20 protein-coding genes and 1 pseudogene are annotated in these 20,380 nt (G+C 45.4%); 5 read left to right on the forward strand and 16 right to left on the reverse strand.

The annotated features are described in order from the left end of the window. Positions 1-47 precede the first annotated feature (47 nt). Complete coding sequence (locus FTU40_RS07385; protein WP_180040319.1) at positions 48-524, forward strand: hypothetical protein; 477 nt, start codon at positions 48-50, stop codon at positions 522-524. A gap of 55 nt (positions 525-579) precedes the next feature. Here FTU40_RS07385 and FTU40_RS07390 read toward each other — a convergent pair whose 3' ends face one another. From FTU40_RS07390 to paaA, 12 genes are all read right to left on the reverse strand, one after another. Continuing rightward, positions 580-1,179, reverse strand: coding sequence for a DapH/DapD/GlmU-related protein (locus FTU40_RS07390; RefSeq protein WP_100355533.1), 600 nt, complete (start codon positions 1,177-1,179; stop codon positions 580-582). Positions 1,180-1,210: 31 nt separating this feature from the next. Further along, positions 1,211-2,149 (reverse strand): phenylacetic acid degradation operon negative regulatory protein PaaX, encoded by a 939-nt coding sequence (paaX, locus tag FTU40_RS07395; protein ID WP_005247152.1) that lies wholly within the window; start codon positions 2,147-2,149, stop codon positions 1,211-1,213. 63 nt (positions 2,150-2,212) lie between these two features. After that, complete coding sequence (gene paaK / locus FTU40_RS07400) at positions 2,213-3,505, reverse strand: phenylacetate--CoA ligase PaaK (RefSeq protein ID WP_180040321.1); 1,293 nt, start codon at positions 3,503-3,505, stop codon at positions 2,213-2,215. Between the two features lie 60 nt (positions 3,506-3,565). Continuing rightward, the gene (gene pcaF, locus FTU40_RS07405) at positions 3,566-4,777 is read right to left on the reverse strand and encodes a 3-oxoadipyl-CoA thiolase (RefSeq protein WP_100534719.1); all 1,212 of its coding nucleotides are present in this window, start codon (positions 4,775-4,777) and stop codon (positions 3,566-3,568) included. A gap of 11 nt (positions 4,778-4,788) precedes the next feature. Beyond that, on the reverse strand, positions 4,789-6,342 hold the full coding sequence (locus FTU40_RS07410; RefSeq protein ID WP_180040323.1) for a 3-hydroxyacyl-CoA dehydrogenase: 1,554 nt from the start codon (positions 6,340-6,342) through the stop codon (positions 4,789-4,791). 3 nt (positions 6,343-6,345) lie between these two features. Further along, positions 6,346-7,137: a 2-(1,2-epoxy-1,2-dihydrophenyl)acetyl-CoA isomerase PaaG gene (paaG, locus tag FTU40_RS07415; protein ID WP_159138556.1), complete on the reverse strand. Its 792-nt coding sequence runs from the start codon at positions 7,135-7,137 to the stop codon at positions 6,346-6,348. After that, positions 7,137-7,907, reverse strand: a complete 771-nt coding sequence (locus FTU40_RS07420; protein WP_005095908.1) for an enoyl-CoA hydratase-related protein — start codon at positions 7,905-7,907, stop codon at positions 7,137-7,139. The genes paaG and FTU40_RS07420 overlap by 1 nt, the downstream gene beginning before the upstream one ends. A gap of 40 nt (positions 7,908-7,947) precedes the next feature. Further along, the gene (paaE, locus tag FTU40_RS07425; protein ID WP_180040325.1) at positions 7,948-9,006 is read right to left on the reverse strand and encodes a 1,2-phenylacetyl-CoA epoxidase subunit PaaE; all 1,059 of its coding nucleotides are present in this window, start codon (positions 9,004-9,006) and stop codon (positions 7,948-7,950) included. Between the two features lie 75 nt (positions 9,007-9,081). Next, positions 9,082-9,582 (reverse strand): 1,2-phenylacetyl-CoA epoxidase subunit PaaD, encoded by a 501-nt coding sequence (gene paaD / locus FTU40_RS07430; RefSeq protein ID WP_131269247.1) that lies wholly within the window; start codon positions 9,580-9,582, stop codon positions 9,082-9,084. A 28-nt stretch (positions 9,583-9,610) separates the two neighbouring features. Continuing rightward, positions 9,611-10,366 carry a 1,2-phenylacetyl-CoA epoxidase subunit PaaC gene (gene paaC / locus FTU40_RS07435; RefSeq protein ID WP_180001078.1) on the reverse strand — a complete coding sequence of 252 codons (756 nt, stop codon included), beginning with the start codon at positions 10,364-10,366 and terminating at the stop codon, positions 9,611-9,613. Positions 10,367-10,383: 17 nt separating this feature from the next. After that, on the reverse strand, positions 10,384-10,674 hold the full coding sequence (gene paaB, locus FTU40_RS07440) for a 1,2-phenylacetyl-CoA epoxidase subunit PaaB (protein ID WP_005095899.1): 291 nt from the start codon (positions 10,672-10,674) through the stop codon (positions 10,384-10,386). Positions 10,675-10,706: 32 nt separating this feature from the next. Beyond that, complete coding sequence (paaA, locus tag FTU40_RS07445; RefSeq protein ID WP_004646055.1) at positions 10,707-11,651, reverse strand: 1,2-phenylacetyl-CoA epoxidase subunit PaaA; 945 nt, start codon at positions 11,649-11,651, stop codon at positions 10,707-10,709. 263 nt (positions 11,652-11,914) lie between these two features. On the opposite strand from paaA, the gene paaZ reads away from it, so the two are divergent. The 3 genes from paaZ to FTU40_RS07460 all read left to right on the forward strand — a co-directional run bounded on the left by paaZ (position 11,915) and on the right by FTU40_RS07460 (position 16,783). After that, positions 11,915-14,026 (forward strand): phenylacetic acid degradation bifunctional protein PaaZ, encoded by a 2,112-nt coding sequence (gene paaZ / locus FTU40_RS07450; RefSeq protein WP_180040327.1) that lies wholly within the window; start codon positions 11,915-11,917, stop codon positions 14,024-14,026. A 194-nt stretch (positions 14,027-14,220) separates the two neighbouring features. Continuing rightward, positions 14,221-15,660, forward strand: coding sequence for an MFS transporter (locus FTU40_RS07455; RefSeq protein ID WP_005095892.1), 1,440 nt, complete (start codon positions 14,221-14,223; stop codon positions 15,658-15,660). 187 nt (positions 15,661-15,847) lie between these two features. Beyond that, positions 15,848-16,783 carry a tRNA-dihydrouridine synthase gene (locus FTU40_RS07460; RefSeq protein WP_180040329.1) on the forward strand — a complete coding sequence of 312 codons (936 nt, stop codon included), beginning with the start codon at positions 15,848-15,850 and terminating at the stop codon, positions 16,781-16,783. A gap of 52 nt (positions 16,784-16,835) precedes the next feature. On the opposite strand, the pseudogene FTU40_RS07465 reads toward FTU40_RS07460, so the two are convergent. The 4 genes and pseudogenes from FTU40_RS07465 to rpe all read right to left on the reverse strand — a co-directional run bounded on the left by FTU40_RS07465 (position 16,836) and on the right by rpe (position 19,720). Next, positions 16,836-17,496: pseudogene (locus FTU40_RS07465) on the reverse strand (nuclease-related domain-containing protein). A gap of 33 nt (positions 17,497-17,529) precedes the next feature. Next, the gene (locus FTU40_RS07470; RefSeq protein WP_100328961.1) at positions 17,530-18,012 is read right to left on the reverse strand and encodes a methylated-DNA--[protein]-cysteine S-methyltransferase; all 483 of its coding nucleotides are present in this window, start codon (positions 18,010-18,012) and stop codon (positions 17,530-17,532) included. A gap of 74 nt (positions 18,013-18,086) precedes the next feature. Next, entirely contained in the window at positions 18,087-18,404 is a 318-nt protein-coding gene (gene sugE / locus FTU40_RS07475; RefSeq protein WP_005095886.1) for a quaternary ammonium compound efflux SMR transporter SugE, read from the reverse strand. 629 nt (positions 18,405-19,033) lie between these two features. Next, the gene (rpe, locus tag FTU40_RS07480; RefSeq protein ID WP_005172476.1) at positions 19,034-19,720 is read right to left on the reverse strand and encodes a ribulose-phosphate 3-epimerase; all 687 of its coding nucleotides are present in this window, start codon (positions 19,718-19,720) and stop codon (positions 19,034-19,036) included. A gap of 171 nt (positions 19,721-19,891) precedes the next feature. Between rpe and FTU40_RS07485 the strand changes: the two genes are divergently transcribed. After that, complete coding sequence (locus FTU40_RS07485) at positions 19,892-20,170, forward strand: DUF2218 domain-containing protein (protein WP_100357371.1); 279 nt, start codon at positions 19,892-19,894, stop codon at positions 20,168-20,170. The last annotated feature ends 210 nt before the right edge of the window (positions 20,171-20,380 follow it).

A 20,380-nucleotide genomic window follows, 5' to 3' on the forward strand; every position in this document is an offset into this window, starting at 1 on the left:
TTCAAAAATTATGGTTAAAGTGCATTAAAAATACACCAAGGATCATGATGATAAAATTACTTTCAAGTTTAGCACTACTTTGTTTATCAAGCGCAAGTTTCGCAGATTATCACTGTCACGGTAGCATTAAAGATCGCACGATTGATGATAATGTCAGTATCAGCCAAAACTGTCAGATTGATAATGCCACCATTAAAGGCAATGTCATGCTGTATCAGGGTGCTCAAGCAGTAATTTCAAATACTGCGATTGATGGCAATCTGGAATCGAAAGGACGTTTTAGCTCAGTTCTGGCGCAACATAACCGGATTGACGGCAATATCCAGCTAGAAGGCGGTCAGACGATTCAGCTCACTGCCAATCAGGTAGAGGGTGATATCCAGCTGAAAAAGAATACCCAAAAAATTACTGTAAATGACAATGTGGTTGACGGTAATTTGCAATGCGAATCCAACCGCATTCAACCAATCGGTGGCAATAACCGGGTCAATGGTGACAAAGAAGGTCAATGTCGCCGTTTATAATTTTTATAAATGAAATAAAAAACTTGGCTGATACAATCATCAGCCAAGTGCTAAATTAATGATCCTTTTTAATTTGATATTCCGCATCAAAGGCCTGATAGTTCAGGCGATCTGCTAAATCTTCAGACAACGGTTCAACTTCCTGCATCGAAGAAAGACAGCGTTCTGTCAGCTGAATATATTCCTGTGTCCCTTTGCTTTTCCAGGCAATTTCTTTGGCGTCCAGAGGACGAATGACCCGCGCCGGACTACCGAGCACCAGTGAATTTTCCGGAATTTGAGCTTTGGCTTTAACCGTGCTATTGGCACCGATAATGGTATTTTCACCAATTTCGGCTTCATCCAGAATCACGCTGTTCATGCCGACCAGTACATTTTTGCGAATGATACAGCCATGTAAAATCGCGCCATGTCCGATATGGCCATATTCTTCGACCAGCGTGACGCTACCGGGAAAGCCATGAATGGTACAGGAATCCTGAACATTGGCATTTTTTTGGATGTGAATCCCGCCAAAGTCGGCTCTTAAAGTAGCGAAAGGCCCGATATATACGCCCTCTTCAATCACCACATCCCCGATCAGAACGGCTTGCGGATGCACATAAGCGCGAGGGCTGACCACAGGAATCACACCATCAATGGCATAACACGGCATTATTTTATTCCTTTAAAAATGCAGAATTAGATTAGCTAACGGCTTCGAGTCGCAAACCGCCAAAACGTTTATAAAATTGTGGATGTACTGGCGGCATCGAACCTTCCGAAGTTCGGGCGATCTCCATAAAGAACTCATCCCCTGCTGCAACCACGGTTTGATATAAATTACTGCTCAGATTACGGGCATTCAGGGAAAGCCAGTTGGATGGCAATAACTCAAAAGGCAGATTCGGATCTTTTAATAAAATCCGGCGGAATTGATGAATCAGCAAAATACGCAACTGAAATGCCTGTAGCGGATCTAGCTCATCTTCCTGTTCCACCAGATGAAAGAATTCCCGAAAATCGGTGATAAATTTTTCATAACGCTGATGTAATTCCTGCACCGGCCAGTTGGTAGCAACCATGCGCTTCACAGTTGGATAAGATTCCTGCCAGAGCTGTAAGGTTTCGGCTTTAAACACCACCACCTGATCGGTCATTTTCAAATTCAGCAGCAGGTTTTGCAGTTTCTGGTGGTCACAGCCCGGATAGGCCATGACATTGGTGGCGATATTAGCAAAGCCCAGCCATTCCAGTTCTTTTTTCAGAACCAGTTTATTTTCCAGCTCCACCGAACTGAGCAGCACCAGATCCCATTTCTGATCCCATTCGGTGTGCTGAAAACTGTAAATTTTTTGATCCGCCATAATAAAACGCTGGCGGCTGCTTTCGGTCACGCGGTAATAGCTGGTGCGGCCAATTTTTTCAGACATCAGCCAGCCGTTTTGGACCAGACGGAATACGGCAGTCCGTACCGATCGTTCATTAAATCCGAATACATCCATAAGCTGAATCAGGCTGGCCAGACTGATAATGCCACCGCGGTGAAAAATACAGTCACCGAAGATGGTCATGATTAATGAGGTTCCGCTGAGTGCTTCAGTTTGAATAAAGTCATCAATTATTTGTTTTAATTTCGGATTCATTGCGTTTAACTTTACCTTATAGAAACTGGATGATAGACCATTTGGCTATCATCCAATAGTACTTCATGCAGACTTGCGGATATCAAAAACGCGCTGTGCCTTACCTTCAGAGCGTGGCAGACTCCCTTCAGGCAACACTTCGACATTTACGGTGATTCCGACCATGGTTTTAATCTGGCTTTTTAGCTGAGTTGCCAGCTGGTGCGCCATAATATCACTGCTATCTTTACGCATTTCGGTACGGATATGCAATGTATCCAGATGGCCTTGTTTACAAATCTGGATCTGATAGTTCGGAATCAGTTGCTGGATCTGTAAAATCTGCTCTTCAATCTGCGACGGAAACACATTCACTCCACGGATAATCATCATGTCATCACTGCGGCCAACAATCTTGTCCATACGGCGCATGGTACGTGCCGTGCCAGGCAATAAACGGGTCAGATCACGGGTACGGTAACGGATCACCGGCATACCTTCTTTGGTAATGGTGGTGAAGACCAGCTCACCGAGTTCGCCATCGGGCAGCACTTCACCGGTTTCAGGATGGATAATTTCCGGATAAAAATGATCTTCCCAAATGGTTGGGCCATCTTTGGATTCCAGACATTCCATGGCGACGCCCGGGCCCATCACTTCTGACAGGCCATAAATATCCAAGGCATCAATACCCAGACGCTCTTCAATTTCCTTGCGCATTTCATTGGTCCATGGTTCTGCACCAAATACACCGGTTTTAATCGAACAGTTTTTGGCTGTGCCAAATTTCTTTTCCAGCGCTTCAATAATATTCAGACAATAAGATGGTGTAACCATCAGTGCTGTCGGTTTAAAGTCATGGATTAGTTGCGCCTGTTTATCGGTTTGTCCGCCAGACATTGGGATCACGGTTGCACCCAAACGCTCAACGCCATAATGCGCACCTAGACCGCCCGTAAACAGACCATAACCATAAGACACCTGAATGATATCTTTACTGCTCAAGCCGGCTGCACGTAATGAACGCGCCACCACGTCTGACCAGACATTAATATCATTTTGGGTATAACCAACTACGGTCGGCTGACCAGTGGTGCCAGAAGAGGCGTGCACACGTACAATCTGTTCCTGTGGTACAGCGAACATGCCAAACGGATAGTTATCGCGTAAATCCTGTTTGGTGGTAAACGGGAATTTGGCCAGGTCTTCCAGAGAATTAAAATCATCCGGATGCACACCCGCATCATCAAATTTCTTTTTATAAACAGGGCTATTCTGATAGGCATGCTGCAGGGTCTTTTTCATCCGCTGTAGCTGGACACTGCGTAACTCATCAACCGATACTTTTTCAATTTTTTCCATTGCATTGTTATTCATATTCTTACTCCTGACGCAGTCTTCCTGACCACGGTTTAATTCATTGATTGAATGATGTGTTTAATCCATATTTTCTAAAACCAGTGCAACACCTTGACCGACACCGACACACATGGTGCACAGTGCATATTTTCCTTGACGGCGTTTCAGTTCATGCATAGCGGTAATCACCAGACGGGTACCACTCATACCCAGTGGATGACCCAAAGCGATAGCACCGCCATTCGGGTTGATTCTGGAATCATCGTCTTGCAAGCCAAGTTCACGAATCACGGCCAGCGACTGTGCTGCGAATGCTTCATTCAGCTCAATCACATCCATCTGTTCCAGACTCAGGCCAGTCTGTTTCAGCACTTTATGTACTGCTGGCACCGGGCCAATACCCATATATTTAGCTTCAACACCGGCGCTGGCCATCCCGATCACTTTGGCTTTCGGGCTCAAACCATACTGCTCGGCAAACTGCTGATTGCCCAGCAATACGCAAGCTGCACCGTCATTGACACCCGAAGCATTGCCGGCAGTGACTGAACCGCCTTCTTTACGAAATGGGGTTTTTAAGGCTGCCAGATTGTCCAGCGTCGTCTCTACACGCGGGTGCTCATCTTGGGAAATAGTGAGGGTGGTTTTCTTCGGACCTTTGACCTCTACCGGCAGAATTTCTTCGGCAAAAATACCCTTCTGCTGCGCTACTGCAGTTTTCTGCTGGCTGTGATAGGCAAACAGATCCTGGTCTGCACGGCTGATCTGATATTTTTCAGCGACGTTTTCGGCCGTTTCCGGCATGCTGTCGACGCCAAACTGCGCTTTAAATTTTGGGTTGATAAAACGCCAGCCAATCGTCGTGTCATAAATTTCAGGGGTCCGGCTAAAGGCAGTCGTAGGTTTGGATTGCACAAAAGGCGCACGGCTCATGGATTCTACACCACCGGCCAAAATAAACTGTGCTTCACCCGATTTGATGGCACGTGCGGCAAGTCCAATCGCATCCAGACCTGAGGCACATAAACGGTTTACGGTGAGTGCTGGAACAGATTCAGGCAACCCTGCGAGTAAAGCAGCCATACGCGCCACGTTACGGTTATCTTCACCGGCCTGATTGGCACAGCCCAAGATCACTTCATCCAGTTCTGCCCATGGCAAGGTAGGATGCTGATCTTTCAAATATTGAATCGGTAGCGCTGCCAGATCATCGGCACGAATGCTGCTCAGTCCACCAGCATAGCGTCCGATCGGGGTGCGAATTCCATCAAAAATATAAACCTGTTCCATGATTCTTCCTTTTAGCCAGCAACACGTAATGGTTGCTGCTGAGTTTCCTGTGCATGTCCCTGCACCGCTTTCTTTGCTAAATATATACTAGTTCTATAGCGATCTTCACCATAAATACGATACATATTTTCTAAAATTTGTAAAATTGTGTAATATCCGATTCTGTCTGCCCACTCAAATGGACCACAAGGATAATTCACACCATATTTCATAGCAGAATCAATATCTTGCTCTGATGCAATAGCATGCAATACTGCTTCACAGGCTTCATTCACCAACATGGCAATACTACGTATAACATAAAGACCTGGATGATCCTTAGACCAAATAGGTATCATATCCATACCTATAAGGAATAGCTCCACTGCCTGGCGCTGTTCAGCACTACACGCCGGTGATGCAACGACTGGAATAGCCTGGGCATTTTCCCAATCTGCATGCCAGTCCATCAACACCACGGGGTCATGCTGATAAGCCAGTTCAACCGACTCGCCGAGCGATAATCGCAGGGAAAGATCACCAATCAGGATTTCATTCTGTTCTGCCGCCTGAAAACTCAGCTCTACATGAGAGGCCTGTTTTAAACGTTCAATCAGGGCTAAGGAATGTAGCCATTCACCTTTTACCGTGACTTTGAGCTTATTCAGCGACTTGGCATAACACACTGGCAATTCATATACAGGCGCAGGCTTGGACTGCGTGTAATCATAAAAACCCTGACCGGACTTACGACCATAACAGCCGGCATCGACCAGTTCTTTTTGAATCAAGGATGGGCGGTAGCGTGGCTCATAGAAAAATTCCTGATAGACACTTTGCGTGACCGAGAAATTCACATCCTGCCCAATCAAGTCTGTGAGTTCACATGGTCCCATGGCAAAACGGCCACATTCGCGCATGATGTAATCGAGCTGTTCCGGGGTGGTGGCATTTTCCTGCAAGGCGCGAAAGGCTTCGGCATAATACGGTCGCGCGACACGATTCACGATAAAACCGGGGGTCGATTTGGCCCGTACCGGAACCTTGTTCCAGTCCTTCATCAATTCAAATACCGCATCGGCAATGGCTGCTGAAGTTTTCAGTCCGCGGATAATCTCGACCAGCTTCATGACTGGTGCCGGATTAAAGAAATGCAGCCCAATCACCCGTTCCGGATTCGGAATCGCCGAGGCAATTGCAGTAATGGAAATCGAGGAAGTATTGGAAGCAAAAATTGTCTGTTCCGGGCAAATGGCAGCCAGTTGTTGAAACAGGTTTTGTTTCACTTCTTTCTTCTCGACAATGGCTTCAATAATCAAGCCCGCATCAGCAAGCTGCTGAATATCCTCTGCCACGATCAGATTGGCGAAGGTACTCTCCAGCAATTGCTGGGTCATTTTGCCATTCTGTACCCGCTTGCCAAGCTGCGCCTTTAAAGCAGTCAAGGCACTCTGAACTTTGCTGCGATCGAGGTCAAACACATAGGTCGGATGCCCGTGCATGGCGGCCAGTTGCGCAATACCAATTCCCATGGTTCCCGCACCCACCACAGCAACTTTGACGTGTTCCAAATTGATCTGCTGCATGATTTAGCATCCTTTATATTCAGGTGTACGTTTTTGCATAAAGGCTTGTACACCTTCTTTATAATCGCTTGAACGTCCAGCCAGACGTTGCAGGTCACGCTCCAGAATGAGCTGCTGATCCAGATTATTGTCGGCTGCGGCATGAATGGCTTTTTTGATTAGTGACAGGCCATAAGTCGGCTGCTTGGCCAAATGCTCGGCCAGTTTTTTCGCTTCCACTTGCAGTTGCTCATCTTCAACCACCTGCCAGATCATGCCCAGTTGTGCTGCGCGCTCAGCCGGAATTTTATCGCCGAGCATCGCTAAGCCCATCGCCTGGGCACGCCCGACCAGACGCGGCAAGAACCAGGTGCCGCCTGAATCTGGTACTAAACCTAGACGACAAAAGGCCTGAATAAAGGAAGCCGATTTTGCAGCAACTACAATGTCACAGGCCAGTGCAATATTGGCACCGGCCCCTGCCGCCACACCATTCACCGCACAAATCACCGGTTTTGGCATTTCAGTAATCAGTTTGATTAAAGGGTTGTAGTATTTTTCAATTGACAGGCCTAAGTCCGGTGCATCAGCATTCGGATCGACCACACGATCATTTAGATCCTGGCCGGCACAGAAACCACGGCCTTCAGCTGAAATCACCACGGCACGAATCTGGCTGTCTTTGGCCCAGGCCTTGATGACCTTGGAGACTTCCTGATGCATGGTTTCATTAAAGCTGTTGAGCTGTTTCGGACGGTTAAAGGTCAGGTAGCCCACTGCATTTTTTTCTTCGACAATAATTGTTTGATATTCCATTACACACCTCTAAATTCTGGTTTTCTTTTTTGTAAAAATGCATTGATGCCTTCTTGGCGATCTTGGGTCGCCGCCAGCCAGACAAAATGCTGACGTTCCAATTTCAGTCCCTGACTTAATGTCACTTCATGAATCGACTTTAAAGATTGCTTGATGGCGCGAATGGCCAGCGGTGCCTGCTTGGCAATTTTTTCTGCCAGTTCCAGTGCGTATTGCACGGTCAATCCTGTCGGACAAATCTGGCTGCTCATGCCATGTTGCAATGCGGCTTGTGCTGAAATCATTTCACCGGTCATGGCCCAGCGCATCGTCAATTGCTGACCGACCAGACGGGCAAGGCGCTGTGTTCCACCGGCGCCCGGCAACATGCCTAAACCAATTTCAGGCAAGGCAAACTGGGCATTGTCGCCAGTTAAAATCATGTCACCATGTAGAGCCAGTTCAAACCCTGCACCAAAGGCATAACCATTCACCGCCATGATTAAAGGTTTGGAAAATTCATCAATTTTTTTCCACAGCAGTGGCCGCTGATCCTGCTGGATGCTGACCACATCTAACTGCGCCAATTCATTTAAATCAGCACCGGCAGCAAAGCATTGCGTATTTCCGGTAATGACCACGGCTTTCACAGCAGCATCTGTTTCCAGGTTCTGCAAACAGGCTGCAATACCTTGCAAGGTCGCATTATTTAGGGCATTGCGCTTTTCCGGGCGATTCAGCTCAATCAGGACTACGCCGGGTTTTGGTGAGCTGGTTTTAATGTAAGTCATCCTTGAACTCCTGCTGTGCTCAGTGCTGTAAATTCAGCTGTTATTCATCAAAACTGAGTCGGACATTGGCTGTGGTTGGACGTGCCTGACAACTGAGCACATAGCCTTTCTGGATTTCATCTTCTTCCAGACTGTAATTCACCGCCATTTCAACCTGGCCCTCTAACACCTTACATTTACAGGTGGCACAAACACCGCCCTTACAGGCATAAGGCAGATCGGCTCCGGCACGTAGCGCAGCATCTAAAATACTGTCATCCTGTTTGGAGACTTCAACAATCAGCTCGCGACCATCGAGGATAATATTGACACGTTCTTCACTGCGGCTTTCCATCTGCTGTGCGGTTGCTCGTGGTGCAGTACCGGTATTAAAACGTTCGGTATGAATTTTGCTGCGCTGAATGCCCCAAGTCGGTAATACAGTTTCCACCGCTGCCATCATTTCTTCCGGACCACAGGCAAAACAGTGATCGGCTTCAGCAGAAATCAGATTGGCCTGAAACAGCTGCTGCAATTTATCTGCGTTGATACGCCCGTTAAAAATCTCGCTATCATTCAATTCACGGGAAAAAATATTCACCAATTGCAGACGCTCTTTAAAACGATCTTTCAGATCCATAATCTGTTCAGAAAACATGGTCTGCTTCCAGGAACGGTTGCCATATACCAAGGTAAATGTGGCTTCTGCTTGACGGTTCAGCACCGACTTTACAATCGACAAGATTGGCGTAATGCCACTGCCTGCTGCAAAGCCTAGATAATTCTGGCCACCGGCCTTAGCTGCTTTTTGAAAGAACACCCCTTGCGGTGGCATCACTTCTAAAACATCGCCTGCTTTCAAATGATCATTGGCCCAAGTCGAGAACTGACCCTGATCAATTTTTTTAATCGCAATACTCATATCTTCCTGAGTATCACTGCAGATTGAGTAACAGCGGCGCAGCTCGCCGTCATCGCTTAAATGGCGGATGGTGAGATGCTGACCTGGCTGATATTGAAAAGCATCCAACTGCTCAGGCGCGAGATCAAAAGCAATACAGATTGCCTGCTCGGTTTGTGGCTGAATCGATTTAATGGTTAATGGTATAAATTGGCTCATGGCAAAATCCTTCTTTTAGGTGGCGGTGTTCAGGCTTGTTATTGGTTTACCCTGCCCACCGCGCAATCGTTACAATTAAATACATTTGAAATAGTCAAAAGTTTCTAAGCAGTCCCGACATTGATATAAAGCTTTACAGGCGGTCGAACCGAATTCACTCAATAATTTGCTGTTGTTACTTAAGCACTGTGGACAGGTGATGCCATCGGTCAATGCCACATGCGTACCACAGCTATGTGACTGGCCTTGCGGCGGTGCAATACCATACTGCTGTAATTTGTGTTTGCCCGATTCACTCATCCAGTCCGTGGTCCAGGCTTCAGACAGATCCACAATGACTTTGACTGGCGTCAAACCATTGGCCTCAAAAGCCTGGGTAATTTCTGCTTTTAATAAATCCGTGGCCGGACAGCCGCTATAGGTCGGTGTGAGTCGCACCACAATTTCATCCTGCTGATTCAGCTCGACGCCACGAATCATGCCCAGATCAATCACCGATAGTACTGGAATCTCTGGATCAGAAACCTGCTGCAAAACGTCCCAACATTGATCTTCTACGTGTCGAATCAGATTCATGCGACTCACTCCCTGTGATTGTGCCGAATTACCAGTTCATGTTTGGATATGAGCGCTGCATGTATTGCAGTTCAGCCAAAACAAAACCGAGATGTTCTGTATGTAAACCCTGTTTAGCCCCACTGCGATAAGCGCCTAGCTCTGGCAGGCTTAATTCAAATCGCGCTAACTCGGATGTAATGGTCTCCAGCCACTGGGCTTTTAAATGTTCAATCTCTGGAATGACACCGCTCTCAACCAGCTGTCTTTCATCAGCCGTCAGGACAAAAAGCTCTTCGGTAAAACGCCATAACTGGTTTAAACCTTGCTGGGTTTTGTCATGCGCTTCTGCGGTACCTAAACTTAAGCGTTCCATCCAGGTAGTGGAAAAACGCTGGTGATATTTCACTTCTTTGAGTGATTTCACTGCAAAAGCAGCTAGTTCAGTATGCTGACTTTGACTTAAGGCGCTAAACAATAAAGCATGGTAGTGATCCATCAACCACTGGCGCACCAAAGTCTGGGCAAAATCACCATTCGGCTGTTCGCACAGCAGCAAATTACGGTATTCACGCTCGGTGCGGAAATAAGCCAGCTTGTCTTCATCACGACCCTGTCCTTCCACTTCCCCCGCCAGACTGAGTGCAGTACGTGCCTGACCCAATAAATCCAGTCCGATATTGGCCAAGGCAATATCCAGCTCCAGTTCAGGTGCATGACCACACCACTCTGCCAAACGATGTGACAGGATCAGTTGACTGTCACCCACATGTAAAAGAAATTCTGCCAATACTTGATTTGTCATAATCTTCACCTTTCCCTTTACATGTGCTCGATGCCAGCTGGAATGTTATAAAAGGTTGGATGGCGATAAACCTTGTCCAAAGCCGGTTCAAAAAATTCTGCTTTTTCATCTGGCTGTGAAGAGGTAATCAGTTCAGATTTCACCACCCAGATACTGATCCCTTCATTGCGGCGGGTATATACATCGCGGGCATTTTGTAGTGCGATTTCCTCATCCGGTGCACGCAGGCTGCCGACATGACGGTGACTCAGACCCTGTTTACTACGCACAAACACTTCATAAAGTGACCAGTTATTTTTGTTATTCATGAGCAAATTTCCTTATATTGATCAAACTATTTTTAAGCAACTTTTTGTGCTGCTGACTGTTGCTGCTGTTTTTGAGCATAGACGGCTGCGGAATCACGTACCCACTTGCCGCCTTCCCAGGCTTTTCGGCGTGCTTCGATACGCTCATGGTTACAAGGTCCCTTGCCTGCAAGAATCGCAAAGAACTCATCCCAATTGATTTCACCAAATTCGTAATGTCCGGTAGCTTCATTGAATTTGAGGTCTGGATCTGGAACGGTTAAACCTAGCTGTAAGACTTGCGACACGGTGTTATCGACAAATTTCTGACGTAGCTCATCGTTGCTGAATAATTTAATTTTCCACTGCATACTTTGTGCACTGTTCGGTGAATTATCGTCACTTGGACCAAACATCATCAGTGCCGGCCACCAGAAACGGTTCACTGCATCCTGTGCCATCTGCTTTTGTTCCGGCGTACCATTGGCCAATTCCATCATGGCTTCAAAGCCCTGACGCTGATGGAAACTTTCTTCTTTACACACACGCACCATAGCGCGGGCATAAGGACCATAAGACGTACGGCACAGCGCAACCTGATTGACAATTGCCGCACCATCCACCAGCCAGCCAATCGCGGCAACATCGGCCCAGCTCAGGGTTGGATAGTTAAAAATTGAAGAATATTTCATGCGACCGGCAATCAGTTTATCCATCATGTCGTCACGATCCGCACCCAAGGTTTCTGCAGCGCTGTACAGATACAAAGCATGACCGGCTTCATCCTGGACTTTTGCCATCAGCACGGCTTTACGTTTCAAGGTCGGTGCACGGGTAATCCAGTTGCCTTCCGGTAACATGCCCACCACTTCAGAGTGCGCGTGCTGACCGATCTGACGAATCAAAGTCTTACGATAAGCATCTGGCATCCAGTCCTTCGGCTCTATGGAAATATCCTTTTCAATCTTTTGATCAAAGATTTGTTGTTGATTATTCATTGTTCCCTCACTTATCCCAAGTGTTGATATATTCAAATTAAAACGATACGTAATTAAAATCAATATATATTTATTTGTATCATTTAATTTTTACCCCTTATTTTTTATAAATATATGTTTTATATCATTTAATATTTTTTATTTTATTATTACTCATTTTTAAATACAGATTTATGATTGACATTTTCAATTTTTCAACACAAATTATGAAACATCAAAATTAAAAATACTTCTCAAAACGTATCATAAATGGAGTTTTTACAATGTTAGAGTTAGACAGCAGCTCAAGCACAATGGATTATCAAGATACTGAATCAATTAATAATCCCATTACTATCAAAAGCTTAGCTTCACTGGTGTACGGCCATGAATACACAGCGCAAGCCGATTTACGTACGGTTTATCATGCCATTAGTGGTGAAGCGGTTTATCAGGTCGGCAGTCAGGGCATCAATACCCAAGCCGTGGTGAAGTATGCCAAACAAAAAGGCGCGACTATTGCCACATGGACCTTCCATCAACGTGCCAATGCACTGAAGCAAGTGGCACAGTATTTGATGGAGCGCAAAGAAGACTTTTATGAGCTTGCCAAGGCGACCGGCTGTACCCGTAAAGATGCCTGGATTGATATTGAAGGCGGGATTGGAACCTTATATGCCTATTCAAGTTTGGTACGTCGTGAATTGAGTGATGAAACCGCATGGGTTGAAGATGCCTGGATTCCTCTTTCTAAGCAAGGTAGCTTTGGCGCGAAGCATATTCTGACGCCTAAAGCCGGTGTCGCCGTTCATATCAATGCCTTTAACTTTCCGATCTGGGGCATGCTGGAGAAAATCGCACCGACACTGCTGGCAGGCGTACCCTGTATTGTCAAACCGGCGACCGAAGGTGCCGAGCTGACCCATGCCGTGGTCAAAGCCATTCATGAAAGCGGTTTCTTGCCAGAAGGTTCACTGCAGCTCATTTGTGGACAGATCTATGATTTATTTGATCATTTAAATCCTCAAGATACGGTCACTTTTACCGGTTCTGCTTCAACCGGGCAAAAACTCCGTTCGCATCCACATTTAAATGCCTACTCGATTCCATTTACCATGGAAGCAGACTCGGTCAACAGTGCGATTTTGACCGAGCAGGCCAATGATGAAACGATTGATTTATTTGTCCGTGAAGTTTTCCGTGAAATGACCTCTAAAGCCGGACAAAAATGTACCGCAATTCGTCGTGCGTTCATTCCGGCTGAACTTTTGGACACCGTACAGAGTCGCCTAATTGAAAAACTGAAAAAAGTCGTTGTGGGTGATCCGGCTCAGGAAGGCGTGACAATGGGTGCTTTGGCCAGCGTCAAACAGAAACACGATGTTGCTGCAAAAGTTGAACAGCTGAGTCAAGATGCAGAGATTATATTCGGTAGTCACTTGCGTCAGGACTTTAAGATTCAAGTACAAAATACTGAGAAGTCTGCATGTTATCCACCAACAGTCTTGGTCTGCAAAGCACCGGCTCAGGCAAAAAATATTCATAAAATTGAAGCCTTTGGACCTGTAGTCACTTTAATGCCATATACTGACCTGGCTCAGCTGGCTGACTTGGTGGCACGTGGCGAAGGTAGTCTGGTAGCATCCATCGTACGCAATACCGATGAAAATATTGAACAACTGCTCAGCAAAATTGCGCCATGGCATGGCCGTGTCCATATTCTGGATGCTGAAAGTGCCAAAGAAAGTACCGGACATGGCTCGCCACTACCTTTGCTGGTGCATGGCGGACCGGGACGTGCCGGTGGCGGTGAGGAGCTCGGTGGCTTACGTGCAGTGAAACATTATATGCAACGGACTGCAATTCAAGGTTCCCCGAATGCCATGACCCAAGTCGGTCATAGCTGGACGGCTGGTGCTCAGGTCTTTGAAGACCGTGTGCATCCATTCAAAAAATCATTTGATGAATTGCGTATCGGTGAGCGTTTACTGACTGCACGACGTAGCGTGACCGAAGCCGATCTGGTGAATTTCGGCTGCCTGAGCGGTGATCACTTTTATGCGCATATGGACAAAATTGCTGCGGCAGAATCACTGTTTGGTGAGCGCGTGGCCCATGGTTACTTTGTGGTATCTGCCGCGGCCGGTTTATTCGTCGAGGCTGCTCCAGGCCCGGTCATTGCCAACTATGGCATGGACAACTTGCGCTTTGTAGAGCCGGTGAAAATTGGCGATACCATTCAGGTAGAACTGACCTGTAAGCAGAAAACTCCAAAAGCACTGCGCGATCCGGCACAGAAACCACATGGTGTCGTGGTCTGGGATATTAAAGTCAAAAATCAGCGCAATGAACTGGTCGCAACCTATGATATTTTGACCCTGGTTGAGCGTGGCTAAACATTTAAACTCAAAAAAGGAATCATTATGATTCCTTTTTTTTTGATTCAAATATTATTTGTATCTATTCTTAAAAAACAGATTGACGTCAATCCAATTAAACTTTAGATTGATCAAACACGATACAAAATAAAAATAATATATAAATTAAAAGTATCAAATAAATATCTCAAACGATCAGCACAGGATGTTGCATGATGAATGATAAATCGCTAGACATAGACATGGTTGAAAGGACGATTCAACCGCCCAATCAAAGTTTTGAGCCTACACCGACAGAAACGGCCGTGCCGCTGTCTGAACAGATTGAACCACCACCGGAAAGCAGCACCTATCAATGGTATGTGGTGGTCATTTGTATGGTGGCTTACATTCTGTCATTTGTAGACCGTCAAATTTTATCCTTAATGATTGAACCGATTAAAGCCGATTTAATGCTAAGCGATACCCAGTTCAGCCTGTTACAAGGCCTGGCCTTCTCTCTGTTTTATGCGATTATGGGTCTGCCCATTGCCGCGCTGGCGGATCGAAAGTCCCGGATTAAAATTATTGCGACCGGGATTGCATTCTGGAGCCTCGCTACAGCGGCCTGTGGTCTCAGTAAAAACTTTATTCAAATGTTTATTGCACGTTTGAGTGTGGGTGCCGGTGAAGCTGCGCTTTCCCCTGCCTTTTATTCAATCGTTGCCGATTTATTTCCCAAAGATAAATTAGGCCGTGCACTCGGGGTATATGCGATTGGTGCCTTTATTGGTTCGGGTTTAGCTTTCCTGATTGGCGGCTATGTGATTGGCCTGCTAAAAGATGTCAGCTTCGTGGCTTTACCGCTCATTGGTGAAGTAAAAACCTGGCAACTTACCTTTATGATTGTGGGTCTACCAGGCGTATTGCTGGCCCTGCTGATGGTTTTGACGGTGCGTGAGCCTGCACGTAAGGGCATGAAAGTCGGTCAGGATGGTCAGGTCATTAAAGCCTCTTTCAAAAATTCGATCGGTTTTATCAAGACACATAAAAAGACCTTTTTCTGTCATTTTATCGGCTTTTCTTTTTACACCATGATGCTGTATTCGCTGCTGGGCTGGGCACCTGCCTATTACATGCGTAATTTCGGTCTGGATGCGAGTCAAACCGGTTATATCCTTGGGACGATTATTTTAGTGGCAAATACCTCTGGTGCCCTGTTCTGTGGCTGGCTGATCGACTTCTTTTCAAAGCGTGGCTATAGCGATGCTGCAATTCGTACCGGTGCCATTGGCTGTGCGGCGCTGATTATTCCGAGTGTGCTGTTTACTCAGGTCGATAATATGCAGCTTTCATTTGCGCTGATTTTTGTGGCGATGTTCTTCTCCACTTTCCCGATTCCTGCATCCGCTGCTGCTACGCAAATGCTGACACCAAACCAGTTACGAGCCCAGGTCTCTGCCAAGTTTCTGCTAATTTCAAATCTGATTGCCTTAGGCATCGGAACCACCGCAGTGGCGTTGATCACGGATAAATATTTTCAGAACACGATGATGGTTGGTAATTCTATTTCGATCGTCAATGCCATTGCCGGAGTGATTGGCTTCTTCTTGTTGTATAAGGGCTGTCAGTATTATCGTGAGAGTATGAAAGTCGAAAAACTGGCTGACTAAAATAGCTGGATATGAATCAGCCATCTTAAGCTTCACTGTGAAAGGCCTTTAATCCACATTAAAGGCCTTTTTTATATCCATTCCACAAGCTCAATTTTCAAGTTCTCAAATTTCAATTCTCCCTCCAACCTAGACAGGCTGGCTAAAAAAACGTATAACACCGTTTTAAATTTACAGGTGTGCACCGTTGAAACTTGTGCTTGCTCCCATGGAAGGCTTAACCGATCCGATTATGCGTGATGTGCTGACATCCGTAGGTAGCTTTGACTGGTGCGTGACCGAGTTTATCCGTGTCACCGACTCTATCCTGCCCGATCATGTTTATCACAGTTACTGCCCGGAACTGTTAAATGATGGCAAGACGGCGGCGGGTACGCCGGTACATGTGCAGTTTCTGGGAAATAATCCGGAAATGCTGGCAGCAAATGCAGCCAAAGTTGCCGCAATGGGCGCACCGGCGATTGACCTGAATTTTGGTTGTCCTGCGAAAACCGTGAACCGTCATCGCGGCGGTTCCGTTTTACTGGATGAACCCGAAGTGGTACATGAGTTAGTCAAAGCCGTGCGAGATGCAGTACCGGCGCATATTCCGGTATCTGCGAAAATGCGTCTGGGTTATATGGATCGCAACTTTATGCTGGACAATGCCCATGCTATTGAAGATGCGGGAGCGTCTTGGGTCACCGTTCATGCGCGCACCAAAGCCGATGGCTATACCCCGCCTGCATTTTGGGACCAGTTACAACCGATCCGTGAAGCATTGAAAATTAATGTGATTGCCAATGGTGAAATCTGGAACAATGCCGATGCCAAACAGTGCCGTCTAGAATCTGGCTGCGAAGACCTGATGATTGGCCGTGGTGCAGTGACCACACCCGACCTGACCCAATGTATCCGCCAAAATTCGGATGCACCTTTGATGAACTGGAATGAACTGCTGGAACTGCAAATTCGCTTTATCAATGGTCCCGCCAAAACTGAAATTGGCATGGTCGGTCGTTACAAACAATGGCTGGGCATGATGTCGAAACATTATCCTGAAGCCAAAGCCTTATGGGATGAAGTAAAGCGGATTAAAGTTCTTGCCGAGATTACCGAAAAACTGAAAGCTTCAACTATGTAAATGCAAAATCCTTTGAATGATTCAAAGGATTTTTTTGATTCTATAAATCATTTTAAGGCTGCTTATGCTGTTTTAAGCTTTCTACATGTTTCCGATTGGTTTTCCAGAATTTTTCTAAAAGCTGTTTTTCTAAATGCAGTTGTATCCGTTTTAATTTTGTTTCAGAAATCATCTGTTGATCAAAACTTTTCACATAATCGGTCCAAGCTGCACCGCGAAATACCTCATTCGGCATTGGTGTTTTAAATACCGCATCCGGCATAAATACAATCACGGAATGCAAAAGATCTGGCTCCACAATATCAGTCAGTAATTGTTCCAGAACTTTGATGTGTTTATAGTTTTGATGAATCGGATTTTGAAATGTATAACTGTTTTTATAAATTTTCTGGGTCCATTGTTTCTGACGCGCGCTTGCAAAAATCCAGCCCTTATAGTTTTTGGTTTCAATCACAAAGATGCCATAAGGACTTAATAGCAGATGATCGATTTGTGTGGTGGCACCTGCTCCATCTGGAAGGGTCAAATCATTCAGCAGAATGTATTCAGGGTCTTTTAAATACAGTTTGACATGGGTACTGACCGTGAACTCACCTAACTTTTCTTAAAAATGGCTTAAATAATTTAAAAACAATCACGCCAAAGAACAGCAGAAAAATCCACCATACACTGAACCAGAGCGGACTTAATATCTGTAATATAGAATGTTCCATATTCTAATTTTCATTTATTTTAAGACTTCGATCTTAATGCGTTCGCTCAATATTTAACAGAATTTCTTTTTTATCCAAACCACCGGCGAAGCCCACCAGCTTACCACTGCTGCCAATCACCCGGTGACAGGGTGCAATAATCGAAATCGGGTTTTTCCCGTTGGCTGCACCCACGGCACGCACTGCTTTAACATTACCTACCTGCTCGGCAATATCGCGATAGCTTCGGGTCTGGCCATAAGGAATATTCAGCAGAGCCTGCCAGACTTTTTTCTGAAAATCGGTTCCGGCAAAGTCCAAAGGCAAGTCAAAAACATTGCGCTGACCAGCAAAATACTCCTGAAGCTGGCGTCTGGTTTCAATCAATAGCGGATGCTGCAGATCTTCCACCAAGGTCGCCAGTTTCACCCGATTCGGCTGTTCACAATCCCAAAGCACAGCTACCAGTGCGGTGTCATTCGCGACCAGTCGTAACTGACCGACTGGAGAATCCATATAGAGATAACTTAAGTTCATGCTTACACCCTGTCCCGGATCAGCGGAGTTTATTTTCTATTTTAACTCAGTTCACCGAGATAGGCTGAAACAAATTATGAAGAAGATACTTTCATCAGCACCAGACCGGAAATAATCAATACTGCAGCCAGCATACGCATGGCCGATGTCGGCTCACCCAGAACTAAAATCCCGATCAGAAATGAACCCACAGCCCCGATTCCGGTCCAGATCACGTAAGCTGTGCCTAATGGCAAAGTACGCATGGCATAGGCCAGTAAGGCAAAGCTGAGAATCATAAAGAAAATGGTGATGATACTTGGCGTTAATCGGGTAAATCCTTCGGACAATTTCATGGAATATGCCCAAACGATTTCAAAAACACCTGCGAATATAAGTGCAATCCAGGCCATGCAGCCCTCCTCTTTTATCTAAGAATCAGGCCGTCCTGACGATTTTTCCTGTGCATTTCAGCATGAAATAGACAAGGGAGGTCGTTCCTCCTACCTATAAAAAATTTTATAAAACCAGATTACGCACACCTGATTATTTTTACAAAACATGACTCTTAGAGATGCAACTTAACCTGATCTTACTCAAATCTTCAAGACATTTGTCGCTGCTGTTATTATGGTAGATATTCAAAATGATCATTCAGAAATACCCCCTATGATCAGGCAAATTCAGCAACAACAATTTCACAAAAATAAGTGCAGCATATCAAGTTATACACATCCATTAAATTTAAATAACGAGCAAAGAGATTACACAATGAAATACAATTTTAAGACCTATTGATCACTTTTTATTTAACATGATTATGAACCTGTGATGAATAAACGACCCCTAAACAAGAGGGGTTGTAAGGTATAAAAAGAACCAGATTTGAGCTCTTTTTATACAAATTTCGTCTAAGGCATAATCAATCTGGCTACAAATGATTACATTTTACACAACATATCCATATGGTTACCCACATGGATATCTACACACTTATCCATAAAGTTATCCACATATTTATGTGCATACTACTTTTTAGCGATTAGAGTTGAACCTGACCGACTTTGGCTAATTCTGCACGCATTTCATCAATTACAGCTTTATAATCCGGCTTGCCAAAAATAGCAGATCCAGCGACAAACATATCCGCCCCCGCTTCGGCAATTGCACGAATATTGCTTGGAGTAACACCGCCATCGACTTCCAGCTGAATATCACGCCCTGAAGCATCGATCAGTTTACGGGCCTGACGCAGTTTATCCAAAGTCATCGGAATGAATTTCTGTCCACCAAAACCCGGGTTTACACTCATCAACAGAATTTGATCTACTTTATCTAATACATAATCCAGATAATGCAGCGGTGTGGCCGGGTTAAAGACTAAACCGGCTTTTGCACCACCCGATTTGATCAACTGTAAAGAACGGTCAATATGGTCAGATGCTTCCGGGTGGAAGGTAATGATATCGGCACCTGCTTCAAGGAAATCCCCGATCATACGATCTACCGGTTTCACCATCAAATGCACATCAATCGGGGCTTTGATCCCATAGTTTTTCAATGCCTTACAAACGCCTGCACCAAAAGTTAGATTCGGTACATAATGATTATCCATCACATCAAAATGAACAACATCTGCCCCTGCTGCCAAGACGTTCTCGACTTCTTCACCTAATCGGGCGAAATCGGCAGATAAAATTGAAGGTGCAATTAAATATGGCTTGGACATGGGAGAACCTGGCTAGCTAAAATTGGATTTTTCTCATTATAACAAATCCAGTCCGGCTACTGTGACCTTGATGTTGCAAGAATAAAACGCTGTGTAACGCTTTAAGGCTTATGAATGCCTTTCAATTTGGTTTAAAGTCCTGACAAGGATAAAAAGTTTAGAGGAGTAAGAATGCAAAGTACCGCCCAGATCCAGACTCAACAGGCGCAGCGCCTTGCCAAACGCCTGGCCAATCACTGGAAGCATAAGTTTACCATCGAAGAAACAGACCAGCAGTTCCTGATTCATTTTCCGAGTGCAGAGCTGATGTTAGTTCCTCAGACTGAACACTTGCTGGTGACCATCCAAAGTAGCGATGAATCTACCGATTTCGATAAACTGGAAAATGTGGTTCTGGATCATCTGATCCGCATGGGACAGGAAGATTTAACAGCCGACTGGCAAAGATAAGCGATAAAAAGCCCCTGTTATTCAGTAATGCCAGTCAGTTAAGGAATTGACTGACATTTTCTTTTTCAAATTCATGATTATATCTGATAGATAGAAAAGTCATCCGCAACTGTTTGAGGCATGAGGTGTATTGCACCGCAAGATTTAAAAATGATTGTTTCTGCGACAAGCTTACTAGTCGATGGTGGCTGACGAGTTTTGCGGTGAGGA

It is taken from the genome of Acinetobacter sp. YH12100 (genome assembly GCF_013419135.1).
GTDB lineage: Bacteria > Pseudomonadota > Gammaproteobacteria > Pseudomonadales > Moraxellaceae > Acinetobacter > Acinetobacter pseudolwoffii.